The organism is Chitinophagaceae bacterium C216 (assembly GCA_028485475.2).
Lineage (GTDB): Bacteria > Bacteroidota > Bacteroidia > Chitinophagales > Chitinophagaceae > Niabella > Niabella composti.
Genome location: CP144143.1, coordinates 531524 through 543921 on the forward strand (window position 1 = coordinate 531524; position 12398 = coordinate 543921).

General features: G+C 41.2%; 14 protein-coding genes. 7 read left to right on the forward strand and 7 right to left on the reverse strand.

The features are described 5' to 3' along the window. Positions 1-5 precede the first annotated feature (5 nt). The gene (locus PIECOFPK_RS02160) at positions 6-620 is read right to left on the reverse strand and encodes an SCO family protein (protein ID WP_330974710.1); all 615 of its coding nucleotides are present in this window, start codon (positions 618-620) and stop codon (positions 6-8) included. Between the two features lie 166 nt (positions 621-786). Here PIECOFPK_RS02160 and PIECOFPK_RS02165 point away from each other — a divergent pair, with 166 nt between their 5' ends. The 3 genes from PIECOFPK_RS02165 to PIECOFPK_RS02175 are packed head-to-tail and all read left to right on the forward strand — an operon-like array spanning position 787 to position 3287. Next, positions 787-1050: a phosphopantetheine-binding protein gene (locus PIECOFPK_RS02165; RefSeq protein ID WP_330974711.1), complete on the forward strand. Its 264-nt coding sequence runs from the start codon at positions 787-789 to the stop codon at positions 1048-1050. 7 nt (positions 1051-1057) lie between these two features. Further along, positions 1058-2248, forward strand: coding sequence for a beta-ketoacyl-[acyl-carrier-protein] synthase family protein (locus PIECOFPK_RS02170; RefSeq protein WP_330974712.1), 1191 nt, complete (start codon positions 1058-1060; stop codon positions 2246-2248). Positions 2249-2255: 7 nt separating this feature from the next. Next, complete coding sequence (locus PIECOFPK_RS02175) at positions 2256-3287, forward strand: beta-ketoacyl synthase chain length factor (protein WP_409966413.1); 1032 nt, start codon at positions 2256-2258, stop codon at positions 3285-3287. Here the strand turns inward: PIECOFPK_RS02175 and PIECOFPK_RS02180 are convergent. From PIECOFPK_RS02180 to PIECOFPK_RS02190, 3 genes are all read right to left on the reverse strand, one after another. After that, positions 3277-4365, reverse strand: coding sequence for a metallophosphoesterase (locus tag PIECOFPK_RS02180; protein WP_330974714.1), 1089 nt, complete (start codon positions 4363-4365; stop codon positions 3277-3279). The genes PIECOFPK_RS02175 and PIECOFPK_RS02180 overlap by 11 nt on opposite strands. A gap of 205 nt (positions 4366-4570) precedes the next feature. Continuing rightward, entirely contained in the window at positions 4571-4786 is a 216-nt protein-coding gene (locus PIECOFPK_RS02185) for a hypothetical protein (RefSeq protein ID WP_409966414.1), read from the reverse strand. A 214-nt stretch (positions 4787-5000) separates the two neighbouring features. Further along, positions 5001-5789 (reverse strand): alpha/beta hydrolase-fold protein, encoded by a 789-nt coding sequence (locus tag PIECOFPK_RS02190; protein WP_409966415.1) that lies wholly within the window; start codon positions 5787-5789, stop codon positions 5001-5003. 202 nt (positions 5790-5991) lie between these two features. Here PIECOFPK_RS02190 and PIECOFPK_RS02195 point away from each other — a divergent pair, with 202 nt between their 5' ends. Genes PIECOFPK_RS02195 through PIECOFPK_RS02205 form a run of 3 tightly spaced genes read left to right on the forward strand, consistent with a single transcriptional unit; the run spans position 5992 to position 8680 of the window. Then, the gene (locus PIECOFPK_RS02195; RefSeq protein WP_330974717.1) at positions 5992-7005 is read left to right on the forward strand and encodes an aldo/keto reductase; all 1014 of its coding nucleotides are present in this window, start codon (positions 5992-5994) and stop codon (positions 7003-7005) included. 32 nt (positions 7006-7037) lie between these two features. Further along, complete coding sequence (locus PIECOFPK_RS02200) at positions 7038-8048, forward strand: zinc-binding alcohol dehydrogenase family protein (protein ID WP_330974718.1); 1011 nt, start codon at positions 7038-7040, stop codon at positions 8046-8048. Positions 8049-8092: 44 nt separating this feature from the next. Next, complete coding sequence (locus PIECOFPK_RS02205) at positions 8093-8680, forward strand: TetR/AcrR family transcriptional regulator (protein WP_330974719.1); 588 nt, start codon at positions 8093-8095, stop codon at positions 8678-8680. Between the two features lie 20 nt (positions 8681-8700). Here PIECOFPK_RS02205 and PIECOFPK_RS02210 read toward each other — a convergent pair whose 3' ends face one another. Genes PIECOFPK_RS02210 through PIECOFPK_RS02220 form a run of 3 tightly spaced genes read right to left on the reverse strand, consistent with a single transcriptional unit; the run spans position 8701 to position 10857 of the window. After that, a complete protein-coding gene (locus PIECOFPK_RS02210) occupies positions 8701-9075 on the reverse strand; it encodes a 3-hydroxyacyl-ACP dehydratase (protein WP_409966416.1) in 375 nt (124 codons plus the stop codon). Then, complete coding sequence (locus PIECOFPK_RS02215) at positions 9065-9829, reverse strand: polysaccharide deacetylase family protein (RefSeq protein ID WP_409966417.1); 765 nt, start codon at positions 9827-9829, stop codon at positions 9065-9067. Before PIECOFPK_RS02215 ends, PIECOFPK_RS02210 begins: the two co-directional genes overlap by 11 nt. Continuing rightward, positions 9823-10857 carry a beta-ketoacyl synthase N-terminal-like domain-containing protein gene (locus PIECOFPK_RS02220; RefSeq protein ID WP_409966418.1) on the reverse strand — a complete coding sequence of 345 codons (1035 nt, stop codon included), beginning with the start codon at positions 10855-10857 and terminating at the stop codon, positions 9823-9825. The genes PIECOFPK_RS02215 and PIECOFPK_RS02220 overlap by 7 nt, the downstream gene beginning before the upstream one ends. A 163-nt stretch (positions 10858-11020) precedes the next feature. Between PIECOFPK_RS02220 and PIECOFPK_RS02225 the strand changes: the two genes are divergently transcribed. After that, on the forward strand, positions 11021-12385 hold the full coding sequence (locus tag PIECOFPK_RS02225; RefSeq protein ID WP_330974723.1) for a TrpB-like pyridoxal phosphate-dependent enzyme: 1365 nt from the start codon (positions 11021-11023) through the stop codon (positions 12383-12385). Positions 12386-12398 lie beyond the last annotated feature (13 nt).

Consider the following 12398-nt stretch of genomic DNA (forward strand, 5'->3'; position numbering starts at 1 on the left):
AAGTGCTATAACTTTCGTGTAAGCTCTTTGCGAACATCTTTTATCAGCGCATTCACTTCTTTTTGTTTTAGGCCATCATAAATAGCAATCACTTCGCCTTTGCGATTTACCAAGGCCCAAAACTGACTATGTATGAAGTCGTCCTCTATGCTTACCAGATTATTATTTACATCATCTATTGAATAACTAAAGCGAGCCATGTTGTATAAGCTGTCTTTCCTGCCTGTAAGAAAAACCCATTTTTGGGTATCCACATTCAGCGAATCAGAGTACACTTTTAGCCTTTCGGGGGTATCGGTATCCGGATCACATGTATAGGAAAGAATTAAAAAATCGGGTTCGTTTTTCAGCTCGGCATACACTTTTTTCATATTATCGTTCATCATTGGGCATATACCCGGGCAAGTAGTAAAGAAAAACTCAGCCACGTACACTTTCCCATCTACCTCTTTATTGGTAAACGGTTTTCCATCCTGATTGGTAAAGCTAAAAGGTTGTACAATGCTTATGGGTTCCAGTTTTCTGTCGTTATAACCCGGTATAAGCCAGGACACTATAGCATAAAAAATAACGGTTAGACCCGAAAAAAATACCAGATAATAAATAAGTTTCTTACGCACTTCGATTGCTTTTAATTATGCTGCAAAGTTACCACATAGTTGTCAAGTAGCCATTCTTTTTAACTTTTTGGAAAATCGGCATATATATTGAAATTACTAGATCAATAATTGAAAGGATTTGTAGTGAAGTTGTTATTTTTGAGGATTGACATTATAAAAAAATAATATGGAAAGAGAAGCGCTGAAACAGCAGGTCAAGGAACAGATTGTCAAGTTTTTAAATCTGAATACCGTAAATCCTGCTGATATTAAAGATGACGAACCTTTGTTTGGAGAAGGCCTCGGGCTCGACTCTATCGATTCGATAGAACTGATTGTTATGCTATCAAGAGAATACGGCATCAATATTCAGGACCCCAAGGAAGGCCGTAAAGTTCTTACCAGCGTAAACACAATGGTCGATTATATTGAGCAGCATCGCACAAAATAATTTTCCATTGAGCAGGGTTGTTGTTACAGGAATGGGACTTATCACAGCTGTCGGCGATTCGGCAGCGGCCAACCGCCATGCCCTTATCAATAAGCAAAGTGGTATTGGGAAAGCTACCTATGTGCAGTCCCGATTTGTGGATATTTTACCATTGGCAGAAGTAAAGCATGCTACAGAGGAGCTTGCTGCTCAACTGAATATTTCTCAGCCGGGTATTACGAGAACCGATTTACTGGCCTTATATGCCTTACAACAAGCCATTGCCGATGCCGCCCTCTCCGAAGACTTACTGCAAGAAAAAAGTACGGCACTTGTAAATGCCTGTACGGTGGGCGGTATGTGTCTAACGGATATTATGTACGAAGATGCCAATCGGAAAGATGGTAAAGGTTCGGCATATATACACGCCTACTCTAACAGCGCTAACACCACGCTATTACAACAATACTATGCTATTGGCGGGGTCATCAATACGTTTAATACAGCCTGCTCCTCTTCGGCCAATGCTATTATGTACGGAGCCCGCTTGATTCAGCATGGTTTTGCCGAAAGGGCCATTGTAGGAGGTGTAGACAGCTTATCTAAATTCACTATCAACGGATTTAATGCTTTAATGATATTATCGGATGCTCCCTGCCGCCCCTTCGATGCGCATCGAAAGGGTTTAAACCTAGGAGAAGCTGCTGCTTTTCTTGTTTTAGAAAAAGAAGAAGCCGCAAAGCATAAAAAGGCTTATGCCGAAATAAAAGGCTACGGCAACAGTAATGATGCTTTTCACCCCTCCTCTACATCCGATACAGGAGACGGCCCCTATCTTAGCATGCAGAGAGCGCTAATTACTGCAGGACTTAAACCTGCTGATATTGACTTTATCAATGCCCACGGAACGGCTACAGAAAACAACGACGAAACGGAAAGTGTGGCAATGATAAGGCTTTTCGAAAAGCCTCCTGCATTTGCTAGCACTAAGTCTTTCACTGGACATACCCTCGGAGCGGCCGGAGCTGTGGAAGCAGTGTATAGTGTGTTGAGCCTATATCATCAAGAAGTATATCCTTCCTTAAATTTTGAAGAGCCTATACCTACTACCCGATTGGTTCCTAACAGAGAATATCAAAAGCAACCCTTGCGGCACGTAATGTCTAATTCTTTTGGATTTGGCGGCAATTGTACATCCTTGATATTTTCAAAATTGTAAACAGTACATGTATATTCATCAATATACCTGCATATCGCCACAACAAAAAGACGAAAACGTCAATCTGGAACATATTGTACCGTCGCAAGATGGTAAATATCTTGCCCAAGAACCCGTATTGCAAGGTGTACCGCCGGGCATGGTGCGCCGCATGAGCAAATCGGTAAGGATTGGTATTGGCGCCGGGCTGCCGCTGATAAAAGATAATAAACCCAATGGCATTATCATAGGAACCGCCAATGGCGGCATGGAAGACTGCATTAAATTTTTAAATCAGATAATAGATTTCGAAGAAGGGCTGCTAACTCCAGGTAGCTTTGTACAAGGTACGCCCAATGCCATTGCTGGACAATTGAGCTTGATTACCAAAAATCAAAACTATAATGCTACTCATGTGCATAACGGATTGTCCTTTGAGAATGCATTGCTAGATGCGTTTATGCTGATAAAAGACAATCCTCAAACATCTTATTTGCTGGGGGGCGTAGATGAAATTTCATCTTATAATTATAACATTGAAACGCTGGGAGGGTGGTATGATACCAGACTTACCAATGAAAACTTGTACATGGCCCAATTGCCCGCTACCATTGCCGGAGAAGGAGCCTCCATGTTTATGGTGAGCGGTGTGCCCCACAATGCGGTGGCACGAGTATCCGCCATAGAGTTTTTTCATGCTACTGATGCTACATATGTACAACAGCGCGTGGCTGATTTTTTGAAACAGCATGATGTAGCCCTAAATGAAACTATTTTTATCAGCGGTGAAAACGGAGATGTTCGCGCGTTACCGTTTTATGAACATTGCGAAGCAATATTAGACACTTCCATCCCTATTATTCGATTTAAACACATTGTAGGAGAGTACCCCACAGCTATAGCATACGGTTTGTGGCTGGCTTGTCACATGCTGCAAACACAACAACCCCTTCCTACTCATTTTTACAAAAGAAAAGGGACCGATATTCCCATTAAAAACTTTCTATTATACAACCAATATCACGGCAAACAGCACAGCTTAATGCTGGTTACTGGATAAGATCGGCCAACAGTCGTTCTTCAAGGATGATGCGTGAAGGAGGTTCTGCTTTGTTTTGCCATTTTATCAAGCGGATATAACCTTCTTCCAGTTCTATTCCCGTTATATCACCATCCGAATAACAACAACAGCCTGTATTAAAATAGGTGGGTACAATTTTAGTGTAATCTTCATCAAGCGTATCAAACCGCCTCTCATACTTCTTTATTTCATCATTGATTTTGGCAAGCGCATCCTCGTCCTGTTGCGATTCGGCAAACTTCATTTTCCGATGGAGGCGCTCCAGATGCGTTAACGATTCAAAAACGGGTTGATGGGTATGTCCCGTAATGAGTATCATATTCTGTTGCGTAGCGCTCCATTGATACATAATTTCATTGTGAATCGTTTTTTTATACGCATCGTTCGATGGCTCATTGGGATTAATCCGCAAAAATGCCTGTAGCGGAGCCCAGATGCGGGCTATAAAAAACTTGGCAAACCAGCTACCGTCGCTATTGGAATCGCCCTGGTGCCCATGCGTACAAAATATATGCAGAGGCTTTCCCTTCACCTCCATCTGCAAAACGGCCCCTTCATATATGGGCACTTCACTACCATAAATCGTTCTCAATTCTAAGGAAGCCAAAGGATCGTTCGCCCAATACAAATCATGATTTCCGAAGATCTTAATGAATGCTTTACGTTCTAAAAACCTTCTTTCGGCTTCAAAAGTATTGGCATATGCTTTCTTTACTTGCCAGAAAAGGTTTTCCCAAAGTTCTTCACTATCTCCCAGTGCTATAAAACAAAACTTTTTTTGCTCATAATACTCCAAAGCTGCCATGTAGCTTTTTTCGGATGCTACAAAATCGTCTGCACCATTTCTATTACCTTTATGCTGATCTGAAAAAATAATAAAGCGGTCTCTAAACGGGTCTATTGGAATAAAAGGTCCTTTCTTGCCTGGATCTTCAATAATATCGTTATACAGCTTTGAAAGTGCATGATAAATCCTGTCTTTATCCGGCCGAGAAGAGAACTTTTCGGAAAGCCAGAGAATGGGTTTTCGGAGCAGCTGCTGCAGGAGCGTACGCATAATCAAAAATAAGAACCCCTCGGTTTAATAATGCACCTCGTTTGCACATTGCTCGCTATACCAGTGCCCCAGCTATAAACCATAGCTCATTCTTTCTCAATGAAAATCCGTAGCAATACAACAATAAATTTTCGTAAACGGCTGCAATCGGGGAATATATCTGTTTCAGATTAGGGTATAATGGATTTTAATAAACATTCACCAATTAAAAAACCGGTCCGTAGCGCAATTTTTTATTACGCTTTGAAGGATACTTATCGGGAAAGATAATATCATGAGCAAGCTCATATCCTTCTTCTGAAGCTGCAGAAAGTCTTTCAAACGCCCTACGTCTGCGTCTTTCACAAACCTCTTTAGCAACAGCCGCAGCTGCCAGTCCTAATACAATCGCTAATCCCAATACTGTATACTTCTTCTTCATTCAATAAATCTTTACACGATAAACAAAATAACTTACTCAGCAAACAAGAAATAAGGATGGTTTATCACAAAAACCGATATATGATAATGCAGGCATATATCGGAGTCAGGCCCTACCAAATTTACTTAAAAAAACGCATCAAACCATCAACATAAGCGTCTTTTTTCATAGGGCATTTCTTACCCATATAACAAATTTTAGGAGTGTTGGTTCGTTATTTTCTTTTACAGCTGAAAAGCCATGGAAGTAGCTCGGGTTCGGCAAATGTGGCATCCCAGCTATTGTGATTAGTTTCCGGATATAACGTAAACTTAACATCTACTTTTTGGCTCTTCATAGCAGTCACCATTGCTTCAGAGTATTTCGGTGGTACAACATCATCTTTTGCTCCGTGAAACACCCACCATTTTACCGATTTTAAATTTTTAGCAATAATAGGATTAGCACCGCCACAGATAGGTACTGCAGCAGCAAACAAATCGGGTTTTCTGTTTACCAGTTCAAAGGTTCCCATACCTCCCATACTTAATCCCATTACATATACCTGCTTTTTTTGAATAGGATACTGCACCATTAACTGCTCTAGCAATCCCATTACAAGTTTCATAGCTACTGTAGGCGTTCCACCATCCTCAAAGTCAAAGCGACGGCCGTTTTCATCACTGCTTATTTTTACATTACTCCAGAAGGACGCTCTACTACATTGCGGAAATACAACGATGGCCGGAAATTGGCTACGATTTTCTTTTTGGAGAAATAATGCTGCTCCATGAGTGAGTTGTTTCTCATTATCACTACCACGTTCTCCCGCCCCGTGTAAAAACAGCACCAGCGGATATTTCTTGCTGGCATCGTAATTTTCAGGTAACAACACACGATAAGGTAAGGTGTCGCTTCCCTGAACAAAAGAATGTTTTTCAAATAGCTCAAACTGCTGAGCCTGTAATCCAGTCCATGACAACAGCAAACAAGGAAGGACTAGTAGCAATGCAATCTTTTTCATATTTCAAATTTTGATAATCGAAATAAATATCACCCTATTACTCTTAAGGCAAACAGTGTACCGATTCTTTCGATGGTTATTGCAATTTAATTTGCATTCTGCATAATTATACGAATATTCCCAATTTCATACGGTCTTAACATTCTCAGACAATTATCTTTGTGGGAATCTCTCAACTTACAAAATCTGAGCACGTAGTTATATGAATATCGATATACCTAAGGTGATATCCGGAACCAGTCTACTGGGCAATCTTTACAGAGAACTACCACATGATGCAAAAAAGGCCATTGTGGCTGCTTATATAGAAGCTTGTGAGGGGACACCCATGTTTGATTGTGCCGGTAAATATGGCGCCGGTTTGGCTCTGGAATCACTGGGCAAATGCTTAAAAGAGCTAGCGGTTGAGAAAAACAAAGTACTTATCAGCAATAAACTAGCTTGGGTAAGAAAACCTCTAACCACACCCGAACCTATGTTTGAACGAGGTATCTGGCACAATCTCACCCATGACGCGGAACAAAACATCAGTTACAAAGGCATTTTACGCTGTTTTGAAGAGGGGAATGAACTATTGGGTGATTATAGGGCACAAATAGTTTCGGTACATGACCCGGATGAATACCTCGCAGCAGCTAAGGACGAAAACGATTATAAAAAACGATACAATGATATCATTGAAGCTTATCAGGCCTTGGTCGAATTGAAAAATAAGGGAATGGTAACAGGTGTAGGCATTGGTGCCAAAGACTGGAAAGCCATACAGTTGATATCAAAAGATATTCAGCTGGATTGGGTAATGATAGCCAATAGCTATACAATTTATAGCCATCCAAAAGAATTGATAGATTTTATAGCCTGGCTGCATCAACAAGGTATTACGATTATCAATTCCGCAGTTTTTCACGGCGGATTTCTGATGGGCAGTGATTATTTCAATTATGTACAGCTGAATAAAGATCTTCCTGAACATAAAAAGTATTACGACTGGCGCGATCGGTTCTTTACACTGTGTAAAGCCTACAATGTCGAACCAGCAGCAGCAGCTATTTACTTTGCCCTTCATGTACCGGGAATAAAAAGTATTGCGTTGAACAGTAGTAATCCCGATCGGGTAAGACAAAACATCGCTATGGCTAATATTGAAATTCCGAGAGATTTCTGGAACAGAATGAAAGAAGATGGCCTGATCGATGAAGATTATCCTTATTTATAATTCCTTATAAAAATATTGCGCAAAAGACAAAAATGAAAACATTAATCTGCTCCGCTCCTCGACAATTTGAATACGCACAAATTCCAGAACCGGAACCCATAAAAAATCATGCAATCATCAAAATAAAACGTGTAGGTATTTGCGGTACCGATTTGCACGCCTACGAAGGTACTCAGCCTTTTTTCAGCTACCCACGCATTTTAGGCCACGAGCTTTCTGGAGAAATCGTGGCGTGTGATGATACAGCATTCAAAATAGGAGACGCTGTTACGATTATGCCCTATTTTAGTTGTGGTAGCTGTATTGCCTGTCGTCGCGGTAAACCCAACTGTTGTGCACAAATCAACGTTTTTGGTGTGCATATCGACGGCGGTATGAAAGAATACATATCAGTCCCAACCCAATATCTCATCCACGGCGAAGGTTTAAATTATGATGAGTTAGCCCTGGTAGAACCACTTGCTATTGGTGCACATGGGGTGAGAAGAGCGGGTTTACAACCCGAAGATTTTGTTCTCGTAATCGGTGCGGGACCCATAGGTATCGGAACGATGGAGTTAGCTGCCGTATCCGGCGCAAAAGTGATTGCATTAGATATTAATGAAACCCGACTGAAGTTCTGTAAAGAGCAGCTTGGTGTACATGCTACGATCAATGCAACGGACAATAATGCATTGGAACAAATAAAAGCACTCACTAACAATGATATGCCTACTACAGTTATTGATGCAACAGGCAACCTCAAAGCCATTAATAACGGCATTCATTATCTAGCCCACGGAGGTAATTATGTGCTGATCGGTTTACAAAAAGAAGCTTTTTCTTTTAGTCATCCAGAATTTCATAAAAGAGAAACTACGCTCATGAGCAGCCGCAACGCTACCAAAGAAGATTTTAAATTTGTAATTGCAAACCTGAAAGCAGGAAAAATTAATCCGAAAAATTATATAACACATACTGTAACCTTCGACGAAGTGAAGGAGCATTTTGAATCTTGGTTACGCCCAGAAACAGGCGTTATTAAAGCCATGGTGCATTTGTAATAATTTCATTGACTTCATTGGTATAAAAAAGTTAGTTTTGGCCTATGGATACCGTTGATCGCAAAAGGTCTGCAAAAAAGGAACTCATTCTTAAAACGGCGGCAACAATGTTTCGAGAACGAGGTTTTGCTGCCAGCTCCATGCGCGATCTGGCAGAGAAAATCGGCATTGAAGCAGCCAGCCTGTACAACCATATTCAGTCCAAGGCTCAAATCTTGGAAGAGATCATCACCGGCGTAGCAGAACTGTGCAAAAACCATCTAATCAATATCGACAAAAACAATAGCACTTCGCTGCAAAAGATCGAATCTTTAATACGCTTCCACACCAACATGATGATTCATCATTTCGAAGAGTACTCCGTAATGGTGAACGAATGGATGCATCTCGAAAAGGACAAACTTAATCTGTTTGCACAAGCAAGAAGAGAGTATGTAAAACGTATGGAAGCGATCGTGCAGGAGGGCATTGATAAAGGAGAATTAAAGCCTATAATGCCTTATGTAGTAGTATTGAATATTCTGTCTGCTGTAAGAGGATTGGAATTCTGGCATCGTAGTGCAAAAAGTCATTCTGCAAAAGAGATAGAAGAGAACATGGTAGCACACCTGATTGGCGGCATCAAAAGATAATGTCTTTACTGTGAAGACCTTCAGGATAAGGAAAGTACTTTAAAGTTGCCGTTCATTTTTAGATAAACCACCTCCCCACTGCTGATAACAGCATTACAACCGATGTCAGCTGCGCTGGCATTGTAGTCTATTGTCACCGTAAGTAGATTGGTTTTTTCAGGATCAATCATCCGCAAAAATTTACACACGCCGGCTTCAGATAGCAATAACGGTTTGCCTACACCTCGTTCCAGCATTTCTTTTACAATCTGTAGCTGACACACGCCCGGAAGTACCGGCTGGCCGGGAAAATGACCGGCAAATATTTTATGTATGGCATTAATAGTAATGATGGCGATAATTTTATTGCCTTCGTGAGTATAACTATCCAGCGTGTATAAATTTTCAATCAGCATAAGGCGGCAAATTTATGAGATTAAACAATGGTACTACTTCAAATCCCTGTTCTTGCACATACTCCAAAAAACGTGGTAATACCTGTACTGTTATAGCACTGCAGTCGTGAAACAAAAATATGGCTCCCGGTTTTAAAAATCGTTTTAATCTTAAAAACAACCTTTCTTCATCTTGAATCATCGTGTCCAGACTTCTTGCGCTCCACCCTATCGCCGTATAATTCATTTGCTGCAATGCTTTTTTCATAGGAGGTGTGGTAACACCGTACGGTGGACGAAACCATTTTATATTTACGCTCAACTCTTTTTGGAAAAGTTCGTGTGCCTGCTGCAAGTCGGCCTGCATTTGCCGAGCAGTAAGCAAATCAAACCAAAATCCGTGCGCATAACTATGCGAGCCGATATGATGGCCTTGTTCATATATCTGCTTTAATAATAGCGGATGAGATGCAGCATTTTTACCAATACAAAAAAATGTGGCTTTCACATTGTACTTTCGGAGTAGCTCTAGAATCTGTGGGGTAAACTGTTGTTGCGGACCGTCGTCGAAGGTAATGGCAATTTTTTTTTCGTTTGTACTACCGCTGCAGATGGTTTTTACGAAAAACTGCGAGTGAATCGAATAGCTGCCGTAAAAAAGAATAGAGAGATATACTACCAACAGCAATAAATACCATCCCCAACCAACATTTGTGGTGATAAGCAATATTAGTACTACTGCAAATGCAACTGTTGTATTTCTGAAATTCAGCATGCAGATAAAAGATACAACACCGGATAATGCTGCATGTAGTTATTATAAATCAGCACACGTTTTACGGGCTTATTTTGATAAACACCTCTGTTTATAATACAATAAGCCATCCACACTGCAAAAGCCGCAGCTGTAGGATATTCTCCGCAAAACTGTTTATACGTTATAACTGTATGATCCGAAAACAATTGCTGCTGTATGGCTTCATAATGCCGATCTTCTCTTTCATCGCCGTTATTACCCATAATCACCAGATCAATTGCCGAAGGTGCTAACTCACGCTGAACTAAAAAATTACTAATAATGTCCGCAGCATCTCTTTGGGGTTTATACAAATTTTCAAATGCGGAAAGCGCTACTGCTTTTCCTTTCTGTTTATCTGTACTTAATACGAAAAATGCAGCCCCTTCTCCTGCCATGGTTCCTTTAGTACCGCTGCCTATGAGGGAGAGATTATCACCCGAAGTTTTGTACAACCCAAAACGCTTTAAAATAGCGTGGCTTTTATCAATGATTTCATCTGCAGCACCTACCAGCACATACTTTGCATCGCCTTCTTCCAATAAAGAGCGCGCATCAGTCAATGCCGATTCGAAAGAGGCGCCACGATGCACATAAGTATTGTTGTAGCTGTGGCATTGTAGCATCAGTGCAATTTGTGCTGCCACAGTGTTATGCGTAGATTGAATAAAAGCTGTGGGTGATAATAAGGTTTCTTTGAACTCGACCATTCGAGAAAGAAACTGCTCCGTATCGGCTAAGCAACCGTAAGCAGTACCGGTAATAATGGCATCGGGTTCTTTAATTTCGGCTTGCTGCAATGCTTCTGATGCAGCCGCAACGCCCATTTTGATAATACGGCTCATGCGGCGAATCAATTTCGCGTCTACATATTTTGTATAATCAGGCTCCACACACGCTAACCGATCACCATTATAACGAACGGGTTCCTGCAGCATTTGCTCAAACGAAACCTGAGGTGACACGGCATAGGCCGCATTGATATAAACGGGTTGCTGTAAAAACATGATGCTAAGATATGCTGCGAATTTATAATAAAGCCGCTAGTTACACGAATAATATCTATACCCTCCTTGATATTGTTGTTCTAACATAAATCTGGTATCCATACTCACTATTTGAGTATAATCAAATATATTTGATAGAAATAGTAAATAACGATTATTTCATATGAAAACAAGAAAAATTACACTTTCGGAACAGGAGATTCCGGAACACTGGTACAACATTGTGGCCGACATGCCCAACAAGCCTTTACCTCCTCTTCATCCCGGTACAAAAGAGCCTATCGGTCCTGAAGCACTGGCGCCGCTTTTTCCACAAGAGCTAATTCAGCAGGAAGTTTCCACTGAAAAATGGATTTCCATTCCGGAAGAAGTTCGCAATATATATAGCATCTGGAGACCTACTCCCTTATTCCGTGCATATGAACTGGAAAAAGCTTTAGATACTCCTGCAAAAATTTATTATAAATACGAAGGAGTAAGTCCTGCAGGGTCACACAAGCCCAATACGGCCGTACCACAGGCTTATTACAATATGAAAGAAGGCGTAAAGCGCATTACCACCGAAACGGGGGCCGGCCAGTGGGGTAGTGCTTTGAGCTTTGCCTGCAATATTTTCGGCCTAGAGTGTGAAGTGTATATGGTAAAGCTTTCTTACGAACACAAGCCTTATCGAAAAGTAATGATGAATACTTGGGGCGCTAAAGTAATTCCCTCTCCTTCTGAGTTTACCGAAGCGGGCAGAAAGATTTTGGCAGAAGACCCTAACAGTCCCGGCTCTTTAGGCATTGCAATTTCTGAAGCAGTAGAAATGGCGGCCCAGCGCGAAGACACCAAATATGCATTGGGAAGCGTATTGAACCATGTATTGCTGCATCAAACCATTATCGGACTAGAAGCCTATAAACAACTGGAGAAAGCAGGAGATTTACCAGACGTGGTGATTGCACCCTTCGGGGGAGGCTCCAATTTTGCGGGCCTTTCTTTCCCGTTCCTACGTCTCAATTTTGATGAAGGCAAAAAAATTCGTTGTATCGCTAGCGAACCCACTTCTTGTCCGAAACTTACGCGTGGTGTATTCCGTTATGATTTTGGCGATACTGTAGGCATGACTCCTTTATTACCTATGTATACGTTAGGCCACAATTTTGTGCCGGCGCCTATTCATGCAGGGGGATTGCGTTATCATGGAGCAGGAGCCATCGTAAGTCAGTTACTGAAAGATGGATTGATCGAGGCTCAGGCACACGATAACGTTGAGGTTTTTGAAGCCGGTATCAAATTTGCTAAAGCCGAAGGTATCATTCCTGCTCCTGAAGCTACACATGGTATCGCCACAGTTATCCGAGAAGCGGAGCGCTGCAAACGCGAAGGCAAAAGCGAAACCATTTTATTCAACCTTTGCGGACATGGTAATTTTGATATGAAAGCCTATCAGGATTATTTCGAAGGTAAAATTGTACGTCATGAACTTACAGACGAAGACATTCAAAAATCACTGGCAGCACTGGATACTCCTGTTATAGGATAATGTCGCAGCTTAT